21 protein-coding genes are annotated in these 21,193 nt (G+C 60.4%); 7 read left to right on the plus strand and 14 right to left on the minus strand.

The genetic code is table 11. The features are described from left to right. The first annotated feature begins 260 nt into the window (after nucleotides 1-260). The 4 genes from L6D82_RS14165 to L6D82_RS14180 all read left to right on the plus strand — a co-directional run bounded on the left by L6D82_RS14165 (nucleotide 261) and on the right by L6D82_RS14180 (nucleotide 5,321). Complete coding sequence (locus L6D82_RS14165) at nucleotides 261-2,033, plus strand: N-acetylglutaminylglutamine amidotransferase (RefSeq protein ID WP_236189721.1); 1,773 nt, start codon at nucleotides 261-263, stop codon at nucleotides 2,031-2,033. Between the two features lie 3 nt (nucleotides 2,034-2,036). Further along, nucleotides 2,037-3,782 carry an N-acetylglutaminylglutamine synthetase gene (gene ngg / locus L6D82_RS14170; protein ID WP_236189731.1) on the plus strand — a complete coding sequence of 582 codons (1,746 nt, stop codon included), beginning with the start codon at nucleotides 2,037-2,039 and terminating at the stop codon, nucleotides 3,780-3,782. A gap of 61 nt (nucleotides 3,783-3,843) precedes the next feature. After that, entirely contained in the window at nucleotides 3,844-5,034 is a 1,191-nt protein-coding gene (locus L6D82_RS14175; protein ID WP_007950879.1) for an osmoprotectant NAGGN system M42 family peptidase, read from the plus strand. Nucleotides 5,035-5,093: 59 nt separating this feature from the next. Then, the gene (locus L6D82_RS14180) at nucleotides 5,094-5,321 is read left to right on the plus strand and encodes a YheU family protein (RefSeq protein ID WP_003172962.1); all 228 of its coding nucleotides are present in this window, start codon (nucleotides 5,094-5,096) and stop codon (nucleotides 5,319-5,321) included. A gap of 6 nt (nucleotides 5,322-5,327) precedes the next feature. On the opposite strand, the gene csrA is transcribed toward L6D82_RS14180, so the two are convergent. The 3 genes from csrA to L6D82_RS14195 all read right to left on the minus strand — a co-directional run bounded on the left by csrA (nucleotide 5,328) and on the right by L6D82_RS14195 (nucleotide 6,864). Next, on the minus strand, nucleotides 5,328-5,513 hold the full coding sequence (gene csrA, locus L6D82_RS14185) for a carbon storage regulator CsrA (protein WP_039770603.1): 186 nt from the start codon (nucleotides 5,511-5,513) through the stop codon (nucleotides 5,328-5,330). Between the two features lie 138 nt (nucleotides 5,514-5,651). Further along, the gene (locus tag L6D82_RS14190; RefSeq protein ID WP_007950874.1) at nucleotides 5,652-5,984 is read right to left on the minus strand and encodes a YnfA family protein; all 333 of its coding nucleotides are present in this window, start codon (nucleotides 5,982-5,984) and stop codon (nucleotides 5,652-5,654) included. 64 nt (nucleotides 5,985-6,048) lie between these two features. Beyond that, nucleotides 6,049-6,864 (minus strand): SDR family oxidoreductase, encoded by an 816-nt coding sequence (locus L6D82_RS14195; protein WP_085745029.1) that lies wholly within the window; start codon nucleotides 6,862-6,864, stop codon nucleotides 6,049-6,051. Nucleotides 6,865-7,120: 256 nt separating this feature from the next. Between L6D82_RS14195 and L6D82_RS14200 the strand changes: the two genes are divergently transcribed. Continuing rightward, nucleotides 7,121-7,279: a DUF3309 family protein gene (locus L6D82_RS14200; RefSeq protein ID WP_169432680.1), complete on the plus strand. Its 159-nt coding sequence runs from the start codon at nucleotides 7,121-7,123 to the stop codon at nucleotides 7,277-7,279. A gap of 59 nt (nucleotides 7,280-7,338) precedes the next feature. Here the strand turns inward: L6D82_RS14200 and L6D82_RS14205 are convergent, their stop codons facing one another. The 10 genes from L6D82_RS14205 to L6D82_RS14250 form a co-directional block, all read right to left on the minus strand. Continuing rightward, entirely contained in the window at nucleotides 7,339-9,432 is a 2,094-nt protein-coding gene (locus tag L6D82_RS14205) for an LTA synthase family protein (RefSeq protein WP_236189733.1), read from the minus strand. 313 nt (nucleotides 9,433-9,745) lie between these two features. Continuing rightward, on the minus strand, nucleotides 9,746-10,351 hold the full coding sequence (locus L6D82_RS14210; RefSeq protein WP_007950871.1) for an START domain-containing protein: 606 nt from the start codon (nucleotides 10,349-10,351) through the stop codon (nucleotides 9,746-9,748). A gap of 41 nt (nucleotides 10,352-10,392) precedes the next feature. Next, complete coding sequence (locus tag L6D82_RS14215) at nucleotides 10,393-10,647, minus strand: YkgJ family cysteine cluster protein (RefSeq protein ID WP_085745031.1); 255 nt, start codon at nucleotides 10,645-10,647, stop codon at nucleotides 10,393-10,395. Between the two features lie 166 nt (nucleotides 10,648-10,813). Further along, nucleotides 10,814-11,293 carry a translation initiation factor 2 gene (locus L6D82_RS14220; protein ID WP_085745032.1) on the minus strand — a complete coding sequence of 160 codons (480 nt, stop codon included), beginning with the start codon at nucleotides 11,291-11,293 and terminating at the stop codon, nucleotides 10,814-10,816. Nucleotides 11,294-11,367: 74 nt separating this feature from the next. Then, a complete protein-coding gene (locus L6D82_RS14225) occupies nucleotides 11,368-12,807 on the minus strand; it encodes an aminotransferase-like domain-containing protein (protein WP_007950868.1) in 1,440 nt (479 codons plus the stop codon). 201 nt (nucleotides 12,808-13,008) lie between these two features. Next, on the minus strand, nucleotides 13,009-13,821 hold the full coding sequence (locus L6D82_RS14230) for an OmpA family protein (RefSeq protein WP_085745033.1): 813 nt from the start codon (nucleotides 13,819-13,821) through the stop codon (nucleotides 13,009-13,011). After that, nucleotides 13,818-14,174 carry a DUF4398 domain-containing protein gene (locus L6D82_RS14235; protein WP_173892743.1) on the minus strand — a complete coding sequence of 119 codons (357 nt, stop codon included), beginning with the start codon at nucleotides 14,172-14,174 and terminating at the stop codon, nucleotides 13,818-13,820. The genes L6D82_RS14230 and L6D82_RS14235 overlap by 4 nt, the downstream gene beginning before the upstream one ends. Before the next feature lie 9 nt (nucleotides 14,175-14,183). Then, complete coding sequence (locus tag L6D82_RS14240; protein ID WP_236189735.1) at nucleotides 14,184-15,020, minus strand: substrate-binding periplasmic protein; 837 nt, start codon at nucleotides 15,018-15,020, stop codon at nucleotides 14,184-14,186. 79 nt (nucleotides 15,021-15,099) lie between these two features. Then, nucleotides 15,100-16,029 carry an electron transfer flavoprotein subunit alpha/FixB family protein gene (locus L6D82_RS14245; protein ID WP_236189737.1) on the minus strand — a complete coding sequence of 310 codons (930 nt, stop codon included), beginning with the start codon at nucleotides 16,027-16,029 and terminating at the stop codon, nucleotides 15,100-15,102. A 2-nt stretch (nucleotides 16,030-16,031) separates the two neighbouring features. Beyond that, on the minus strand, nucleotides 16,032-16,781 hold the full coding sequence (locus L6D82_RS14250) for an electron transfer flavoprotein subunit beta/FixA family protein (RefSeq protein ID WP_007950859.1): 750 nt from the start codon (nucleotides 16,779-16,781) through the stop codon (nucleotides 16,032-16,034). A 525-nt stretch (nucleotides 16,782-17,306) separates the two neighbouring features. Between L6D82_RS14250 and L6D82_RS14255 the strand changes: the two genes are divergently transcribed. Further along, nucleotides 17,307-18,971 carry an electron transfer flavoprotein-ubiquinone oxidoreductase gene (locus tag L6D82_RS14255; protein ID WP_007950858.1) on the plus strand — a complete coding sequence of 555 codons (1,665 nt, stop codon included), beginning with the start codon at nucleotides 17,307-17,309 and terminating at the stop codon, nucleotides 18,969-18,971. Nucleotides 18,972-19,057: 86 nt separating this feature from the next. On the opposite strand, the gene L6D82_RS14260 is transcribed toward L6D82_RS14255, so the two are convergent. After that, nucleotides 19,058-19,948, minus strand: coding sequence for an AraC family transcriptional regulator (locus tag L6D82_RS14260; protein ID WP_007950856.1), 891 nt, complete (start codon nucleotides 19,946-19,948; stop codon nucleotides 19,058-19,060). A gap of 191 nt (nucleotides 19,949-20,139) precedes the next feature. Here L6D82_RS14260 and L6D82_RS14265 point away from each other — a divergent pair, with 191 nt between their 5' ends. Continuing rightward, the gene (locus tag L6D82_RS14265) at nucleotides 20,140-21,192 is read left to right on the plus strand and encodes an NAD(P)-dependent alcohol dehydrogenase (RefSeq protein ID WP_236189746.1); all 1,053 of its coding nucleotides are present in this window, start codon (nucleotides 20,140-20,142) and stop codon (nucleotides 21,190-21,192) included. Nucleotide 21,193: the final 1 nt, after the last annotated feature.

Below are 21,193 nucleotides of genomic sequence, written 5' to 3' on the forward strand. Positions count from 1 at the left end.
GACGCCGGCCTGCACTCTGCAGGTTCGGCAAATCCCGTGATGACTGACCGCTGTTCGAGCAGCCCTACCCAAGCAGCACAACACCCTCCAACTCCTCCCTTCTGCGCCTCGCTCCCTTGCCTGCCATCGGTCGGCACATCACGCCTTATAACTCATTGTTCTAAAACTCCGACGTCCGCGCCGGGGTCAGTCTCTGAGTACCCACCATTTTTGGCGGGTCCCGATTGCCCCTCCCCAACGGAAAAACCGGTAAGGACTTTATGTGCGGATTAGCTGGCGAGTTACGTTTTGATCAACAACCTGCAGACCTTGCAGCCATTGAGCGAATCACCCATCACCTGGCCCCTCGCGGCCCCGACGCGTGGGGCTTCCATGCCCAGGGGCCGATTGCCCTGGGCCATCGACGCCTGAAAATCATGGACCTGTCGGACGGCTCGGCGCAGCCGATGATCGACAGCCAACTGGGCCTGTCCCTGGCCTTCAACGGCGCGATCTACAACTTCCCGGAACTGCGTGCAGAACTCGAAGCGCTCGGTTATGCGTTCTACTCCGGCGGCGACACTGAGGTGCTGCTCAAGGGTTACCACGCCTGGGGCGAAGCGCTGCTGCCGAAACTCAACGGCATGTTTGCTTTCGCCATCTGGGAGCGCGATGCCCAGCGCCTGTTCATCGCCCGCGACCGTCTCGGTGTGAAGCCGCTGTACCTGTCGCGCACCGGCCAGCGCCTGCGTTTTGCTTCGGCTCTGCCGGCGCTGCTCAAGGGCGGTGACATCAACCCGATCCTCGACCCGGTGGCGCTCAACCATTACCTGAATTTCCACGCCGTGGTGCCTGCGCCGCGCACCTTGCTGGCCGGCATCGAAAAGCTGCCGCCAGCGAGCTGGATGCGCATTGAAGCGGACGGCACCACCGAGCAGAAAACCTGGTGGACCCTGCCCTACGGCCCACACGACGACGAGAAAAACCTGACCCTGGAAGACTGGCGCGACCGCGTGCTCGACAGCACCCGCGAAGCCGTGGCAATCCGCCAACGGGCGGCAGTGGATGTCGGCGTGCTGCTTTCCGGCGGCGTCGATTCGAGCATGCTCGTCGGCCTGCTGCGCGAAGTCGGCGTAGAGAACCTTTCGACCTTTTCCATCGGTTTCCAGGATGCCGGTGGCGAACGCGGTGACGAGTTTCAGTATTCCGATCTGATCGCCAAGCACTACGGCACTCAGCACCATCAATTGCGCATCGACGAAAGGGAAATTATCGAACAACTGCCCGCTGCGTTCCGCGCCATGAGCGAGCCGATGGTGAGCCACGACTGCATCGCCTTCTATCTGCTGTCCCGCGAAGTGGCCAAGCACTGCAAGGTTGTACAGAGCGGCCAGGGCGCCGACGAGTTGTTCGCCGGTTATCACTGGTACCCGCAAGTCGACGGCGCGGCCGATCCGTATGCGGCCTATCGCGAAGCGTTTTTCGACCGCAGCTACGACGATTACGCCGCCACGGTGCAGCCGAAATGGCTGACCGCCAATGACGCTGCCGGTGACTTCGTGAAGGAACATTTCGCACAGCCGGGCGCCGATGCGGCGGTCGACAAGGCCCTGCGCCTGGACAGCACGGTGATGCTGGTGGACGACCCGGTCAAACGCGTCGACAACATGACCATGGCTTGGGGACTGGAAGCGCGTACGCCGTTTCTCGACTATCGACTGGTGGAATTGTCGGCCCGTGTTCCGGGCAAATTCAAACTGCCGGACGGCGGCAAGCAAGTGTTGAAAGAAGCCGCGCGACTGGTCATCCCGAGCGAAGTGATCGACCGCAAGAAAGGTTACTTCCCGGTGCCCGGCCTCAAACACTTGCAGGGCGATACCCTCAACTGGGTGCGCGAACTGCTGCTCGATCCGAGTCAGGATCGCGGCCTGTTCAACCCCGCCATGCTCGACAAACTGCTGACCGATCCACAAGGCCAGTTGACCCCGTTGCGCGGCTCCAAGCTGTGGCAACTGGCGGCTTTGAACCTGTGGCTCAGCGAACAAGGAATCTGATCGATGAAACCTCACGCCACGGCTTACAGCCAACGGCTACTACGCGGTCAGACACCGTCCTACGAACGCTTGCAGGCGCGTCTGGCCGAGGACGGCAGCGAGCCGGCCGCCGAGCCGATTGCGGTGCATTGCGGCTGGGGCCGGTTGCTGATCGGCCACACTTTTCCCGATCCGGCCAGCCTTGCCCGGGAACTGCTCAACGAACAACCGGGCGAACGCGACATTGCCTTGTACGTCGCGGCGCCGCAGCAGATTCTCGGCCTTGAGCCGACCCAACTGTTTCTCGACCCGTCCGACACCCTGCGCTTGTGGTTCAGCGATTATCGTCAGGCGACCAGGGTGTTTCGCGGCTTCCGTATTCGTCGCGCGCAAAGTGACGCGGACTGGCAGGCGATCAATCAGCTGTATCAGGCGCGCGGCATGTTGCCGATCGATGCCACCCTGCTCACCCCGCACCATCAGGGCGGCCCGGTGTACTGGCTGGCGGAAGACGACGACAGCGGCGCGGTGATCGGCAGCGTCATGGGCCTCAATCACCAGAAGGCCTACAACGACCCGGAAAACGGCAGCAGCCTGTGGTGCCTGGCGGTCGACCCGCAGTGCTCGCGTCCCGGTGTCGGTGAAGTATTGGTGCGCCATCTGGTCGAGCATTTCATGAGTCGCGGTCTGAGCTACCTCGATCTGTCGGTGCTGCATGACAACCGGCAGGCGAAAAATCTCTACGCCAAACTCGGTTTTCGCAACCTGCCGACGTTCGCCATCAAGCGCAAGAACGGCATCAACCAGCCGCTGTTCCTCGGTCCGGGGCCGGAGGCGCAGTTCAACCCTTACGCGCGAATCATCGTCGAGGAAGCCCATCGACGCGGCATCGATGTGCAGGTGGATGACGCCGACGCCGGACTGTTCACCCTCAGTCATGGTGGGCGCCGGGTGCGTTGCCGTGAATCCCTGAGCGACCTGACCAGCGCCATCAGCATGAACCTGTGCCAGGACAAAAGCCTGACCCACAAAGTATTGAAAGCCGCCGGACTGAATGTGCCGTCGCAGCAGTTGGCGGGAAATGCGGACGACAATCTGGCGTTTCTCGATGAGCACCAGCGAGTGGTGGTCAAACCGCTGGATGGCGAACAGGGCCGAGGCGTGGCGGTGGATCTGCAGACCATCGAGGACGTGCAGAAGGCCATCGAAGCGGCCAGGCAGTTCGACACTCGCGTGCTGCTGGAAAGCTTTCACGAAGGCTTCGACCTGCGGATTCTGGTGATCGGTTTCGAGGTGGTTGCAGCGGCGATCCGCAGGCCGGCGGAAGTGGTCGGCGACGGTCATCATTCCATCGGCGCGTTGATTGAAGCGCAGAGCCGACGCAGACAAGCAGCCACCAGCGGCGAAAGCAAAATCCCGCTGGACCACGAAACCCAGCGAACCCTGCATGCGGCCGGTTACGACTACAGCAGCATCCTGCCGGCCGGTGAGCATCTGTTCGTGCGGCGCACGGCGAACCTGCATACCGGCGGCACGCTGGAAGACGTCACGGCGATTCTGCACCCGACCTTGGCCGAGGCCGCCGTGCGCGCGGCTCGGGCGCTGGAGATTCCGATGGTCGGCCTCGACCTGATGGTGCCGGCGGCGGATCAACCAGAGTACGTCTTCATCGAAGCCAACGAGCGAGCGGGTCTCGCCAACCATGAGCCTCAACCGACGGCCGAGCGGTTTGTCGATCTGTTGTTTCCGCACAGTCAGCCGGCCGTTTGATCTCTCTTCGGCGTCATTCCCGCGTTCAACGCGCGAATGACGCCCCGCAACAGGAGTTTCCATGACCACCCAAATTCCCGAACCGGATCTGAACTACCTGCAGAAAGTCCTGCTGGAAATGCTCGCCATTCCCAGCCCTACCGGGTTCACCGACACCATCGTGCGTTACGTCGCCGAGCGTCTGGAAGAACTCGGCATTCCCTTCGAGATGACCCGTCGCGGCACGATCCGCGCCACCCTCAAGGGCAAGAAAAACAGCCCCGACCGCGCGGTCTCGGCGCACCTGGACACCATCGGCGCCGCCGTGCGCGCGGTGAAAGACAACGGGCGTCTGACCCTGGCGCCGGTGGGTTGCTGGTCGAGCCGGTTTGCCGAGGGCAGCCGCGTCAGCCTGTTCACCGACAACGGTGTGATTCGCGGCAGCGTGTTGCCATTGATGGCTTCCGGGCATGCCTTCAATACGGCCGTGGACGAGATGCCGATCAGTTGGGATCACGTCGAGCTGCGTCTGGACGCCTACTGCGCGACCCGCGCCGATTGCGATTCGCTGGGCATCAGCGTCGGCGATGTGGTGGCCTTTGACCCATTGCCGGAGTTCACCGAAAGCGGTCACATCAGCGCCCGACATCTGGACGACAAAGCCGGTGTCGCCGCGCTGCTGGCAGCACTGAAAGCCATCGTCGACAGCGGTCAGGAGTTGATGATCGACTGTCATCCGCTGTTCACCATCACCGAGGAAACCGGCAGCGGCGCAGCAGCAGCGTTGCCGTGGGACGTCAGCGAATTCGTCGGCATCGACATCGCCCCGGTCGCGCCGGGCCAACACTCCAGCGAACACGCGGTGAGCGTGGCGATGCAGGATTCCGGCGGGCCTTACGACTATCACCTGTCGCGGCACCTGTTGCGTCTGGCAGGCGAGCACGAACTGCCGGTGCGCCGCGACCTGTTCCGCTATTACTTCAGCGACGCCCATTCGGCGGTCACTGCCGGTCACGACATCCGCACCGCCCTGCTCGCCTTCGGCTGCGACGCAACCCACGGCTACGAACGCACACACATCGACAGCCTGGCGGCGCTCAGTCGCTTGCTGGGGGCGTATATTCTGAGTCCGCCGGTGTTCGCCAGCGATGCGCAACCGGCCACCGGATCACTGGATCGCTTCAGTCATCAGATCGAACACGAAACGCAGATGGAGAGCGACACCCGTGTGCCATCGGTGGACAGCCTGGTGGGGCAACGCTCGGACAGCTGAGTCTGGCCCTCGGCGATCATTCGCCGTAGCATCCCGACATTGATTTAGCCGAGGTGCCCATGCTGATTCCCCACGACGCGCTCGAAGTCGACACCCTCACCCGCCTGATCGAGGATTTCGTCACCCGCGACGGTACCGACAACGGTGACGACACGCCGCTGGAAACCCGCGTATTGCGGGTTCGCCAGGCGCTGACCAAAGGCCAGGCGTTGATTGTTTTCGATCCGGAAAGCGAGCAATGCCAGTTGATGCTCAAGCACGACGTGCCCAAGCACCTGTTCGACTGAAAACGGTCAGCGGCCCTTGCCGCTGGCCTGTTTGCGCTGGATCCGTTCGTAGACCTCGGCGCGATGCACGCCGATCTGCTCCGGCGCTTCGACGCCGAACCGCACGCTGGAGCCGTTGACCGCCAGAACGCGCAGAGTGATGTTGTCGCCAATGGAAATCAGTTCACCGACAACACGGCTGAGTACAAGCATGGGGGTTGTCCTTCAAGGTTTGCGAGCCTCGAAGATGCGCGGGTTTCGACCGCCCTACAATGCACGCCGGGCAATTCAGTCATTCCCTACGCATCAGGTCGCGCAAGCCTTCAGACGTTTCCTTCAAGGCTGCAAGATTCAGCTCGCGGAAAACCGTGGTCCGAACAGGATCACACTGGCCCCGATCACACACAGCGCCACCCCGATCCAGTCCGAACCCAACGGGCGGATGCGCTCGACCACCGCCAGCCAGCCAATCGAAGCAATGATGTAGATGCCGCCATAAGCGGCGTAGGCGCGACCGGCGTAAGTCGCTTCGACGCGCGTCAACAGCAGCGCGAACAGGGTCAGGCTGATCAGCGCCGGGATCACCCACAAGGCGCTCTTGCCCTGGCGCAGCCACATCCAGAACGCGAAACAGCCGGCGATTTCGAACAGCGCGGCGAGGAAGAACCACAGGTAGTTGAGCATGCAAGACATCTCGTCAGGGTGACTGTTGCGGCCACCCTAACGATGCGGCGAACCCCGGGCAAGTTCAGCCGTTGTTCTGTTTGGCCTTGGCGCGCATCTTTTCGGCCATCGCGGTCATTTCGTTGTACAGCAGCTGCGGATTCTTCTGTTTGAGCGCCCAGGCCATACGCCCTTGTTCGTGAGGCAGGATCATGAACTCGCCGGCCGCGACTTGCTGGTAGATGTAGTCGGCAATATCGCTGGCGGTGATGGGCGAACTTTCCAGCAACTTGCCGACCTGGGCTTTCATCGCCGGCGTCGGGCCACGGAAGGAATCCAGCAGATTGGTCTGGAAGAATGACGGGCAGACCACATGAACCCCGACTTCCTGTTGGGCCAGTTCAATCAACAGGCTTTCCGACAGCGCCACTACCCCGGCCTTGGCCACGTTGTAGTTGCTCATCGCCGGGCCCTGCATCAGTGCGGCCATCGAGGCGATGTTGATGATCTTGCCCTTGCTCAGTTCCAGCAGCGGCAGGAACGCCTTGCAGCCCTTGACCACGCCCATCAGGTTGATCGCGATCTGCCAGTCCCAGTCCTCCAGCGACAGTTCGCTGAAGAAACCGCCCGAGGCCACACCGGCGTTGTTGACGATGATGTCGATGCCGCCAAGTTTCACTTCGCAGGCCTGGGCGAACGCCGTCAGCTGGCTGTAATCGCGCACGTCGCAGCGCTGGATGAAGCCGTCGCCGCCAGCCTCGCGAACCAGTTTCAGGGTCTCTTGCAAACCGGGTTCGCTGACGTCGGACAAGGCCAGTTGCCAGCCTTCACGCGCCCAGCGCAGCGCGATTTCGCGACCCAGGCCTGAGCCCGCGCCAGTGATCATCATGCGATTTTGCATAGCAGACAGCCTTGTTGTTCCGGGGAAGATGCGCGGAGTGTAGCGAAGGATCCGCAGCGACCCACGCTCCATCAGATTGCTGAATGGCGAGGGCAAACCGCAACAACAAACGAAATAAGCAGGCGAGCCAAATACCTTAAAAAAACATTGAATTTTCTTTCATGTGCACCAGTCGGAATTAACAAGCCGGCTGGATTTAATTCAACTTCCAGCCGCCCTTGAACACCAAGACTTAACAGACACTATCAACAAGGAAATAGACATGGGCACAATTTTAATCATTATCCTGATCCTGTTGCTGATCGGTGGTCTGCCGGTCTTCCCGCACTCCAGAAGTTGGGGTTATGGCCCATCGGGCATTATCGGCGTAGTGCTGGTAGTCCTGTTGGTGCTGTTGTTACTCGGTCGGATATGACTGTTTGACCGACAAAAAAAGAGGCCCTTCAAGGGCCTCTTTTTTATGGTGCCGACTGATCAGTCCGGCTTGCCGTTAATCACACCGGCGGCGTTGTCCATCAGGCTCTTGGTCGCCGTTTGCAGGAACGCTTCGAGCTTGAGTTTCAGCTCGGCTGTGCGCGGAGCATCCGGTACCACTTCAGCGTGCGGGTTGGCACCCAGCTCGTACTGATAGATCTTCGGTGCCATTTCCTTCTCTTTCGGCAGCACCAGGATCTGGTCGGCGGTGACGATGGCGGTGGTCTGCTCGCTGCCCGACGGCTTGATCACACCGAAACCGGTGTCACCCTGCGGCAGGTTCAGCAGATCGCGGCCCCAGCACTGATGGCGCACTTCGCCACCGAGGCGACCCATGATGGTCGGCACGATGTCGATCTGAGTGCCCACGGTGTGGTCACGGGTACCGAATTTTTCCTGGATGCCCGGTGCGATCATCAGCATCGGCACGTTGAAGCGGCCCAGGTCCATTTCGGTGATCTGACGCTCGTTGCCGAAGCCGTGGTCGCCGACGATGACGAACAGGGTTTCCTTGAAGTACGGCTCCTTGCGGGCTTTCTCGAAGAACTGGCCCAGCGCCCAGTCCGCGTAACGCATGGCGGTCAAGTGCTCGTTGAGCGTGCCACGATCCGTCACGCGCTCGACCGGCAGCGGCGTCGGCAAGGCGTACGGCGTGTGGTTGGACAGGGTCTGCAGCAGCGCGTAGAACGGCTTGCCGTTTTCCCGTGCCTTGAGCTCCACCAGACCGCGGTCGAACATGTCCTGGTCGGACACGCCCCAAGTCGGATCGGAGAACACCGGGTTCACGAAGTCGTTGCGGCCGACGAAGTTGGTCATGCCCTGGTTGCTGAAGAAACCGGACTGGTTATCCCAGGCAAAATCACCGTTGTAGACGTAGACATCGTCATAGTCACGAGCGCTGAGCAACTGCGGCAGGCCGGACAGCTTGTGGCTGCCTTCCGGGGTCTGCATCAGGTATTCGAAACCCGGCAGGTTCGGGAAACATGCCATGGTGGCGAACATGCCCTGGTGGGTGTGGGTGCCGTTGGAGAAGAAACGGTCGAACAGCAGGCCTTCCTTCGACAGCTTGTCGAGGTACGGCGTGATGTTGCCCGGCGCGCCCAGAGCACCGACCGAGTGACCGGCCATGCTTTCCATGAGGATCACGACGACGTTCTTGATCGGCAGGGTCTTGTCGGCAGGCGGCGTGTACTCACGACGCACGGCGGCGATATCGGCATCCACCAGTTTGTCGTCCGGCATCACCAGCATCTCGCGGACCACTTTCTGCGCCTGATCCTGCGGCAGCGTGGCTTTCCAGATGTTGTCGCGATCCTCGCCCATCCGGTCCTTGGCCGCCGCGATCAGCGACAGCGTGCCGTTGAGGCCGAGCTGATTGGCGAAGTTCGATTCGGTGGTATACACGTCCCCCCAACGCAGCGGCGGGCCTTGACGCAGGGTGCCGCGAGCGGCCACCACGCAGACCAGCAGGCATACTACGAAGACAACCAGACGCGCATACCATGGCGCCACTTGACGGGTGCCGACGTTGCCACCGCTGAACGGACCACGCGGACGGGTCAGACGGTCGGCGCCCTTGAACGCCAGGGTCAGGATCAGCGTGCCCACGGCCCAGGCCAGCAGATAACGCACCACCGGGAAACCGTACCAGAGCATGCTCATCACGGTTTTCGGGTCTTCCTTCACGTACTGGAACACCAGGCCGTTGAGGCGCTGGTGGAACTCGCGATAGAAGTCCATCTCCATCAGACCGAGGAACAGTGCAATGCTCGAAGCAACGGTCAGCCACAGACGGAAGAAACCGCGGGCCGCCATGGCCCGGGCACTGAACAGCGCCAGCACCAGCGGAATGCACAGGTACACCACCAGACGCACATCGAAGCGCAGGCCGTTGGCGAAGGCTTCGAGGAAGGTCGAGGCCGGGGTGTCGAGGATCATCTCGCGGTTGTAGACCAGCAGCGCGAGGCGCAGCACGGAAAACATCACCATCATGACCAGCGCGCACAGGAGCGTGTAGGCCAGATGCGATTTGACGGTCGGTTGCAGCAGGCGACTGGAAGATCGCTGCTGACTCAGGGCGTCCGGGTTTGCCATGTCGTTTTAGGACCCATTGGAAGTTGAAGTTGCAAAAATTCAGCTGCGCCCTGCCCTCTGTTGGCCATTCCAGGCCCCGGGGCTTGCGCGGAGCGCAAATGTTGCACGATCACCGGCGGCATTGCCATTGATTAGTGCCCGTTGCCGGACGCTTTCATTCAAGGCACGGCGCACCGGGACAGGTGCAGACAGCGCGGGCGAATTGTCTTGGAGACTTTGTGAAAATTTCGTCCAACGCATATCTGGAAACACAATAAACCCGGAAAACAAAACGCCCCGAGTTCTTCGGGGCGTTTACAGATGAACGCGACAGTTACTTCTCGGCGCGTTCTTTCAAGGCTTTGAGGGTGTTGAACGGTGCATCGACCACAAACTTGTTGGCGATCATCGACGGCACGCTGCCGCCCGGCTCGGTGTGAACCTGATAGGTCACTTCAACCTGGTCGCCTTTTGGTACGAACTTCCAGAAGCCTTTGACTTGAGCAACCCGCACAAAGCCCTTTTCTTCAGGCAGGTACTTCGGCACGCCTTCCAGATTACGGGTCAGGCTGCCATCGGCGCCTTCAACAGTGGTGACATGCAGAATCGAATCGCGCGGAGTCACCGGCCATGGCGTGTTGAACTGAGTGTAGGTCCAGCTCTGGTCGCCTTCGTGCTTGAGCAGTTTCTGGGTCTTGCATTCGTGAATCCAGGCGCAGGCACCGGAAACGTCTTCCTGCAAGGCGCGCAGTTTGGCGATGGTGGTCTTCATCACGGTCACGCCCTGATAAGACTTGTAGTCCGAACCCGGCACTTCGCTCAGGGAGACCTTGATGCCGTCCTCGTTCTTGGCGACTTTCCAGTCTTCAGCCTGGGCGGCCGAGGTGGCCAGCACGGCCGTCAAACCACACAACACAGCGATACGATGCAGCGAACCCATAGTCTTATTCCTTATTGTTGAAGTTCCGTTCGTTTGACACATCACGCCGCCGTCATCTGCTCCCACCAGCCGAGCAGTCTGATCGCGTCGTCCTGGCTGCTGCCGCAGACTTCGGGATCGGCCTTGAATCCTGAGCAGACCGCTGGACGTTCCGGTCGGCCGAAAATGTTGCACAGGTTATCGACCGACAACTGAACGCAGCGTTCACCGGCAGGTTTGCCATCGGGCATGCCTGGAATCGGCGAACTGATGGAAGGGGCAATGCAGCAGGCGCCACAGCCTTCACGGCATTTCATGACGACGCACTCCTCGCAGCGGGCAATGTGTTAAAGGGACGCGGAACAGGGTAACCGCTTAAACGGCTGTTTTAAATTGCCTGAACCGGGGTTTTTACGCAGAAACGAAAGTGACTGAACAGTCTCCGACAAAGCGTCTGGTCTGCGGGTCACCGATGGGGACGATTTATTGCTTGAACTCGAAATCCAGCGCCGCGCCTTCGACTTCCCGACGCTCCTCATTGCGCAGTTGCAGCTGCATTTCGTTGCTGAGCAGACGGCCGTTGAGCTGAAACCCGTTGTTCTTGTCACCGAACATTTGCGGCAGAATCGGTTCGCGTTTGGGCAGCGTCACGGAGCCAGGTGGTTTCAATTCCTGAACCATATCTTTGGGCAGGCTCAAATCGAGTTTCGCGGACGGCAACGGCGTCTTGGCCACTTCTTTTGCCGACTTCGACTTGGAAGCGACCGGTGCGCGCTTCTTGGCTGGAGCAGCCTTTTTCTGCGGTGTTTTTTTCGCTGGAACGGTTTTCTTGGCCGTGACCGGTTTTTTCGCGGTAGCGGTGGCCGGCGTCTTTTCCTGCGCCGCAGCCGCCAAAGCGCCGGGCACATGACCCATCAACAGCAAGCAGAACACGACCCAGGCGGCAGAAAATTTCGCTTTCATGAACCCAACGAAGCTAACGGCAGATAGCCATATGCTCGCCTGTTGGACGTCACATGACAAGCGCCCTCAATGTTTCAAAACCCGCCGGCCATCTCCTGGCAGAGCTGGGTCGCCAGCATCCCGAGGGTCATCAGCGCCCGTTCCGCCTCGCGATTCCACGGGATGCCGCAGTTCAACCGGATGCAGTGGTTGAACTGTTCGGTGTTGCTGAAGATCAGGCCTGGCGCAATGCTGATGCCCTGTTGCAGCGCTCGCACGTGCAATTCCTGGGTGTTGACCCGCCCTGGCAGACTGACCCATAGAATGAATCCACCGGTCGGCCGGGTCATCTGAGTGCCTTCCGGAAAATACTGCTGAACCGCCAGCTGGAATGCGCTGAGATTTTTTCGGTATTCCTGGCGGATGTACCTTAAATGCCGGTCATAGCCGCCGTTTTCCAGGTACGCCGCGATGGCCATTTGCGTGACGCTGCACGCCGAATGGGTGCTGAAAGTCTGCAAGCGCTGGATTTCCTGCTGGTACTTGCCGGCGATCATCCAGCCGATGCGCACACCGGGCGATAATGTCTTGGAAAAACTCGAGCAGTAGATCACCCGATCGAGCCGGTCGTAGGCTTTGAGTGATTTTGTGCGACCCTGTTCGAACATCAACTCGCCATAGATGTCGTCTTCGACGATCTGGATATCGAAGTCCGAGGCCAGTCTCAGCAATTGCTTCTGCCGTTCTTCCGGCATGGTGCCGCCGAGTGGATTGCTCAGACGGGTGGTCAGCACCAGCGCCTTGATCGACCATTGGTTGGCCGCCAGTTGCAGGGCTTCGAGGCTCATGCCGGTGGCAGGATCGCTGGGAATCTCGATGACTTTCAGGCCCAGCAGGTCAGCCAGTTGCAGCAACCCGTAATACGTCGGTGATTCGGCGGCGATCAGGTCACCGGGGCGAGTCAGCACCCGCAACGACATCTGCAAGGCGTCGACGCAACCGTGGGTGATCACCACTTCCGAAGGGTCGACGACAACGCCTGCATCACGCATGCGAATCGCCACCTGGCGGCGCAGCGGCTCGAAACCCGGGCTGAACATGTAGCTGAACGCCCGAGGGCTGTGAAAGCGGGTGACCTTGGCCAGCTGCTGATGCAAGGCGCGCACCGGCAGGTAATCGACACTCGGCACCGCCGCACCCAGCGGGAACACGCCTTCACGACGGGATTCGACCAGCACTTGCTGAATGATGCTGCTGCGGGTGACCAGGCCTGGCCGTTCGACCCGGGCAATGTCCGGCGTGGGCGCCGTCAGTGCGGGAGTCTGGTGCACGTAGTAACCGGACTGCGGCCGCGCGCGGATCAGGCCCTGATCCTCGAGATTGGCGTAAGCCTGCAACACCGTGGCATGGCTGACGTTGAGCTGCGAACTCATCTTGCGCACCGAAGGCACGCGCTCGCCCGGTTGATAGACGCCACGGCGGATATCTTCGGCCAGCTGTTGAGCAATACGTTGGTAGAGCAAGAGATTGGTCATGACGCAGCACTCGATTTCACGGGCGTTTTATTCTTGTGTGAAACAATACCGGAACAGTTTGGAAGTGTACTGGGACAGTTGCCATATTAGTCAACCATACAGTGCTGTGTCGGTTAAATCTGTACTGCTTTGTGAGGTAATCGACAGACGTAAAAAAGCCCGGCGCTGCCTGACAGCCCGGGCTTTCCAGTAACGCCACCCTCAGCGGGTGGCGCCGAGCTGGCCTTTTTCGTCGGAGAACACGATTTCCACCCGACGGTTCTGCGCACGCCCACGCTCGGAAGCGTTTGCGTCCACCGGGTATTCGTCGCCGTAGCCTTCGACCTGAATGCGTTTTTCGTCGATGCCCAGATCCGTCAGCACGTCCGCTACCGACTGCGCGCGATCGCGGGACAGCTTGAGATTTTCCTGCTTGCCGCCGGTGCTATCGGTGTAGCCCTCGATGCGCACGACGCGTTTCGGGTTGAGTTGCAGAAATTGCACGATCTTCAGCACCACGCGGTTGGCCGAATTTTTCAGTTCGGCTTCGCCGGTATCGAACAGCACGTCACCCAGGGTCATCACCAGGCCACGGTCGGTCTGGGTGGTGGCCAGCGCAACGATCTGCTCTTCCAGCCATTTGCCCTGCTGTTGCACGCTCAGCAGTTTCGACTCGCGCAGGGCCAGTTGCAGGCGCTGGCGTTCAAGTTCCAGTTTCGCTGCGCGTTCTTCGTTGAGCACCTGATTGGTGTGCTCACGGGCGATTTCGCTGTAGCGCTGACTCAGGTAGGCGTAATGCACCACGTCCGAGCCGCTGCCCCAGTACGTCGACAGACGATCGGCACGGGCCAGGGACTCACCGGCGCGTATCACGTCTTTCGGCGCGATACGCAGCACGTTGGAATCTTCCTTGACCTTCTGGAAGTCGGTGCTGGCCTGCTGCAATGCGGATTCACTGTGCTGACCGGCGCAGCCGTACAGGCTGGCGCAACCGGTGAGGATCAGAGCGCCGAGGGTTTTGGACTTCAGGCTCATTGGGCATCCCCCAGTTGCTTGCGCAGTCGGACGATGCGGGTGTTGAGCACATTCACTTGCTCTTCGCTCTTCTGGGTCAACACTTTGGCTTCCGCCAGACGGGCGTCGAGTTCGGCCTGTTCGAGGCGCATCCGCGCATTCTTGTACGATTCGCCGGCCATGCTGCCCTTGGCCCGGTTGAACTTGTCTTCTGCCAGTTTCATTTCCGGCACGTCTTCAGCGGTGGCGCCCACGGCTTTGGCTTGCTCAAGGGCCTGCTCGGTCAGGCGCATTTGTTCGTTGGGTGCCGGATCGCTGGCGCAACCGGCCAGGGCCAGAACGGCCATGGCCGCGAAAAGAAGTCGATTACTCACTAAGAATCCCTACTGTTTTGGGGCGCTGACAGGTGGTTGCGGCGGCTGTTGCTGCTGCGCCTTCCAGCGCTCGATGTTGCGTTGCAGCGCGGCTTCCGTCAGGCCGGACGCGGGCAATTCTGTCATCTTTTTGGCCAGCTGTCCGCGCAACCACGGATCGTTGCAGGCCGAGTTGTGCGAAACCGCGAGGAACAGACCGGGCCGGTCGATGGGTTGTTCAAAAGCCAGCAGATCATTGGCCATGCCCAGTGCCTGCGCGGCTGCCATGCCCGAGTAGCGACCGGCGAGTACATATTCCACCTCGCCCAGCAGAAGTTTCTGAAACGCCTGGGTCAGGTTTGCCGTACGGGTCAGGGTCAATTGCTGCTCGGCGAAAGTGCCGAATGCCGGGGTCATTCGAGACTTTTCCGACAAGCCTCCGGTATGCCCGTACAGATCCTTCGCTTCGCTGTAGACCAGAGTCGACCCCTTGCGGGTCCAAACTAGATAGTCGTTTTCCAGCAACGGCGGGTGAATGTAGTCGAGGTTTTCCAGCTCATTGAAGGTCAGCGGCGCGTCAGCCAGCATGTCCATGCGTCCGCTGCGCACTTCGTCGAGGGCCTGGGAACGCTTGCCTGCGTATAGCAGATCGACTTTGATCCCCAGCTCTTTCGCCACCTGTTGCAACAGGTCAGCACTGGCACCGATCAGTTGTTTGGGGTTCTGCGGATCCTGCCAGAGATACGGCGGTGCATCCGGGCTGCCGGTGACGACCAGCCGCTCGCACTTGCCCGCCGCCACCGACAGGCCCGGCAACAATGCCAGCCCCAGTAACCACGAGCAGCCCAACCGACGATGCAGATCCATGGCGAAACGCTCCCACTCAAATCCGAGACAAAAAAAGCCCGACCAAAAGGTCGGGCTCTTTATAAGTGAAGCGGCCGGATTAGACCAGCTTCTCCAACTCAGGTACGGCTTCGAACAGATCCGCCACCAGGCCGTAATCGGCCACCTGGAAGATCGGCGCTTCTTCGTCCTTGTTGATCGCAACGATCACTTTGGAGTCTTTCATGCCGGCCAGATGCTGGATCGCGCCGGAGATACCGACGGCGATGTACAGCTGTGGTGCAACGATCTTGCCGGTCTGACCGACCTGCATGTCGTTCGGTACGAAACCTGCGTCGACCGCGGCGCGGGAAGCACCAACAGCGGCGCCCAGCTTGTCGGCCAGGGCGTACAGGTGTTTGAAGTTGTCGCCGTTCTGCATGCCGCGGCCGCCGGAAACGACGATCTTGGCAGCGGTCAGTTCAGGACGATCGGACTTGGCCAGCTCTTCGCTGACGAAGCTGGAAGTGCCGGCGTTGTGAGCAGCAGCAACGGATTCAACCGAAGCGGAACCGCCTTCAGCGGAAACCGGATCGAAACCGGTGGCACGCACGGTGATCACTTTGATCGCTGCGGTCGATTGCACGGTAGCGATGGCGTTACCGGCGTAGATCGGACGCTTGAAGGTGTCAGCGCTTTCGACCGAGATGATCTCGGAGATCTGGTCAACGTCCAGCTGGGCAGCAACGCGCGGCAGGATGTTTTTGCCGTTGGAAGTAGCGGCAGCCAGGATGTGGCTGTAGCCAGCGCCCAGCTCTGCAACCAGCGGAGCAACGTTTTCCGGCAGCTGATGCGCGTAGGCAGCATTGTCAGCGTTCAGGACTTTGCTCACGCCAGCGATTTTCGCAGCGGCTTCAGCCACGGCGCCAGCGCCCTGGCCTGCAACCAGAACGTGGATGTCGCCGCCGATTTTGGCAGCGGCAGCCACGGTGTTCAGGGTGGCCGGAGCCAGCACCTTGTTGTCGTGTTCGGCGATTACCAAGATAGTCATGATCAGATTACCTTCGCTTCGTTTTTCAGTTTCTCGACCAGTTCAGCCACCGACTTGACCTTGATGCCCGCGCTGCGTGCAGCCGGCGCTTCGACTTTCAGGGTCTTGTTGGTGGAGGCGGTGGAAACGCCCAAAGCGTCCGGAGTGAGCGTCTCGAGAGGCTTCTTCTTGGCTTTCATGATGTTTGGCAGGGACGCATAGCGCGGCTCGTTCAAACGCAGGTCGGTGGTGACGATCGCTGGCAGTTTCAGGGAAACGGTCTGCGCGCCGCCGTCGATTTCGCGGGTCACGGCAACGCTGTCGCCGGAGACTTCGACTTTCGAGGCGAAAGTGCCCTGACCGTAGCCGCTCAGTGCAGCGAGCATCTGGCCGGTCTGGTTGTTGTCGCTGTCGATGGCCTGTTTGCCCAGGATCACCAGCTGAGGCTGTTCCTTGTCGACCACGGCCTTTAGCAGCTTGGCCACGGCCAGGGAAGTCAGGTCTTCAGCGGATTCGACGAGGATGGCGCGGTCGGCACCCAGAGCCAGTGCGGTACGCAGCTGTTCCTGAGCGGTGGACGGGCCGATGGAGACGACGACGATTTCAGTCGCAACGCCTTTTTCTTTCAGGCGTACGGCTTCTTCCACTGCGATTTCGCAGAACGGGTTCATCGACATCTTGACGTTGGCGAGGTCTACGCCGGAATTGTCCGCCTTGACGCGAACCTTGACGTTGTAATCCACAACGCGTTTGACAGCTACAAGAACCTTCATGGATTCCTCGTTACTCTCCGGTGAAAAGAAAGTCGCCTAGGCGAACCTGGCGGTTGATGCTCATCGGGCACAAGGGCACCTCTAAAAACGCCGGCTGAGCGGGATGACCGTTCGTCAGTCGTGACCGACGAGTCATGCCGCTTCGCGGTGTGTAAACTGCGCGCCGAACCTGCGCTGCGCATCACCGGTTACCGCCTACGCCCTGTCTTTAGAGGTGCTCTTGAAACCACCATTCAGCCTACGGCGAGCGCAAAACCGCCCGTATCTTGACCGGAACGCCCATTCTGGTCAATACGCCAAAATGCCCTGTCATAAGCCGCGCTTCTTTGATTTCTCTGGGCTGGAGCCGATTCAAACAAACGTTTGTATTGGACGCTAAGAGTGGTGTAGATATAATGCGCCGCCTAGAGAGAAAGGTGGTTTGCCCATTATTACCCTTGACGTTAACGTAAAGGCAATAACGGATACGACACCGAACCTCCAAATTAGAAAAAAAACTGTTGAGCCTTGAGTAGGAGATAGCCTGTGGAACGCGAATACATGGAATTCGACGTGGTCATCGTCGGTGCCGGCCCCGCTGGCCTGTCCGCCGCCTGCCGTCTGAAGCAGAAGGCCGCCGAAGCCGGTAAGGAAATCAGCGTCTGCGTGGTCGAAAAAGGCTCCGAAGTCGGCGCACACATCCTGTCCGGTGCCGTGTTCGAACCGCGCGCTCTGAACGAACTGTTCCCGGACTGGAAAGAACTCGGCGCCCCGCTGAACACGCCCGTCACCCGCGATGACATCTTCGTGCTGAAAAACGCCGAAAGCGCGCAAAAAATTCCTGACTTCTTTGTGCCCAAGACCATGCACAACGAAGGCAACTACATTATCTCCCTCGGCAACCTGTGCCGCTGGCTCGCTCAGCAGGCCGAAAACCTGGGCGTGGAAATCTACCCGGGCTTCGCCGCTCAGGAAGCGTTGATCGATGAAAACGGCGTGGTACGCGGGATCATCACCGGCGACCTCGGCGTCGACCGCGAAGGTCATCCGAAAGAAGGTCTGTACACCCCGGGCATGGAACTGCGTGGCAAATACACACTGTTCGCCGAAGGCTGCCGTGGCCACATCGGCAAGCAACTGATCAAGCGCTACAACCTCGACAGCGATGCCGACGCCCAGCACTACGGCATCGGCCTGAAGGAAATCTGGGAAATCGACCCGGCCAAACACCAGCCGGGCCTGGTGGTGCACACCGCCGGTTGGCCGATGGACATCATGGGCACCGAGAACACCGGCGGCTCCTTCCTCTATCACCTGGAAAACAATCAGGTGGTAGTCGGTCTGATCGTCGATCTTTCCTACAGCAACACCTACCTGTCGCCGTTCGACGAATTCCAGCGCCTCAAGCATCACCCGGTGCTCAAGCAATATCTGGAAGGCGGCAAGCGCATCAGCTACGGCGCTCGCGCAATCTGCAAGGGTGGCCTGAACTCGCTGCCGAAAATGGTCTTCAAGGGCGGCGCGCTGATCGGTTGCGATCTCGGCACCCTGAACTTCGCCAAGATCAAGGGCAGCCACACCGCGATGAAGTCCGGCATGCTCGCCGCCGAGTCCGTGGCCGACGCGCTGTTCGCTGAAAAGGACGGCACCGAAGAGCTGACCACCTACGTCGACGCGTTCAAGAAGAGCTGGCTCTACGAAGAACTGTTCGCCAGCCGCAACTTCGGCCCGGCGATCCACAAGTTCGGCGCTATCGTCGGCGGCGGTTTCAACTGGCTGGATCAGAACATCTTCGGCGGCAAACTGCCGTTCACCCTGCACGACACCAAGCCGGACTACGCCTGCCTCAAGCTCGCGGCCGACTGCAAGAAGATCGACTACCCGAAACCCGACGGCAAGATCAGTTTCGACAAGCTGAGCTCGGTGTTCATCTCCGGTACCAACCATGAAGAAGAACAGCCGTGCCACCTGAAACTGACCGACCCGACCATCCCGCTGAGCAAGAACCTGCCGCTGTATGACGAGCCGGCACAGCGCTATTGCCCGGCCGGCGTGTATGAAGTGATCACCAAGGAAGACGGCGAGAAACGCTTCCAGATCAACGCCCAGAACTGCGTGCACTGCAAGACCTGTGACATCAAGGATCCTTCGCAGAACATCACCTGGGTGACGCCGGAAGGCGCCGGCGGCCCGACCTACCCGAACATGTAAGTCGAATTGCTGAACATCAAGGCTCCCGAAACGGGGGCCTTTTTGTTGCCCGCGATTCAGTGCATCACATCAATACTTGTGGCAGTTCAGGCAGCGCGCTCATCCCCCGGACTGCGCTCGAAATAGCGTTTGTACTCGCGACTGAACTGCGACGTGCTCTGATACCCCACCCGATGCGCCACCTGCGCCACTCCCAGTCCCTCGGCGATCAGCAACGTCTGCGCCTTCAACAAACGTAAACGCTTCAGATACTGCACCGGCGACAGCAACGTGCTGCGTTTGAAATGCTCATGAAAGGTCGACACGCTCATGTTCGCGCAGCTGGCCAGCGTCTCGACGTTCAACGGTTCGGTGTAGTGCGAATGCAAATGGCTGATCGAAGCCGCCACCCGGGCAAACTGCCCCTGCTGCTCCACCAATGCCCGCAACACATCAGCCTGAGGTCCGCGCAACGCCACGAACAATAACTCTCGTACACGCGCCGGCCCGAGAATCTGGCATTCCAGCGGATCGTGCAGACAGCGCAACAAGCGTTCGACGCAACCGCGCATGTCATCGTCGAGCACCACCGAGGTCATCGACTCCGGTGTCTGCGCCGGAATATGCCGCCCCGGTGCCAGCCCCATGGCCAGCACCAGTTCACCGAGCAGCACCCGGTCGATCGCCACCGACACACCCAGCAACGGCGCGTCCGGCAACGCGTATGTCTCGCACTCGAACGGCACCGGCAACGCCTGGATCAGGTAATGCCCGGCGCCGTACTCCATAGTGCGCGGCCCCAGATACGCCAGTTTGCTGCCCTGGGCGATGATCATCAGGCTTGGTTCATAAATGTGCGGGCCACGGGCGACGTCGCAACTGGCGCGCAACACCTGCACGCCCGGCAGCCCGGTCTGGCTGTAACCATCGCGCAGCGCCAGCGGTTCGATCAGCGAAACCAGGGTGGCGTTGGCATCAAGGTGACGGGTCAATTGCATCGGGTGGCTCTTTAGAAAAAATCACGGAAAAAGGGATAAAAGCATCATCGCAGATCCTTTTGCCAATGCGACCGATCAACCCCGCATGCCGGAGGATTAGGCATGACACCCGGAGGAATCGCCATGGCCGGACGACTGGACGGCGCCCAGAATGCGCCGCCTCACCTGTCACTGCTTTTGCGAGGTTTCACATGTACACCGCCATCGGCTATGCCGCTCAAACGGCCACCACCCCCCTCGCCCCGATGAAATTCGAACGCCGCAGCCCACGGGTCGACGACGTCGCCATCGAGATCCTGTACTGCGGCGTCTGCCACTCCGACATCCACCAGGCGCGCAACGAATGGGGCATCGCCGTTTACCCGTTGATGCCCGGCCACGAGATCGTCGGAAAAGTCACCGCCGTCGGTGCGAATGTCACTAAACACAAGGTAGGCGATCTGGTTGGCGTCGGTTGCATGGTCGACTCCTGCCGCACCTGCGAAGCCTGCCAGTCGAACCTCGAGCAATACTGCCTCGAAGGCCCGACCATGACCTATGCCACCCCGGACCGGGTCGATGGCAGCAACACCATGGGCGGTTATTCGGACAGCATTGTGGTCAGCGAACACTTCGTGGTGCGCATTCCCGAGAAGCTGGATCTGGCGGCTGCCGCACCGATTCTCTGCGCCGGCATCACCACCTACTCGCCGCTCAAACACTACGGTGTAAAGGCCGGCGACAAGGTCGGGATTCTCGGCATGGGCGGCCTCGGTCACATGGGCATCAAGTTCGCCAAGGCCATGGGCGCTGAAGTGACGCTGTTCACCCGTTCGGCAAGCAAGGCTGAGGAAGGTCGTCGCCAGGGCGCCGATCACGTGATCGTCTCCACCGACGAAGAGCAGATGAAAGCTGCAGCCGGTCGTTTCGACTTCCTGCTGGACACCATTCCGGTCCAGCACGATCTCAACCCGTACCTCGACACCCTGCGCTTCGACGGCGTGCACATTCTGGTGGGTCTGATCGAACCGATCGATCCGCCGGTACACGCCGGCAAACTGGTGATGAGCCGTCGCGTGTTGGCCGGCTCGCTGATCGGCGGCGTCGCCGAAACCCAGGAAGTGCTGGATTTCTGCGCCGAGCACAACATCAGCTGCGACATCGAAATGCTCGACATCCGCCAGATCAACGAGGCCTACGCGCGGATGATCGCCGGTGATGTGAAGTATCGCTTCGTCATCGACATGGCGACTCTGAAGCTCTGAT

It is taken from the genome of Pseudomonas paraglycinae, from assembly GCF_021601625.1.
Taxonomy (GTDB): Bacteria; Pseudomonadota; Gammaproteobacteria; order Pseudomonadales; family Pseudomonadaceae; genus Aquipseudomonas; species Aquipseudomonas paraglycinae.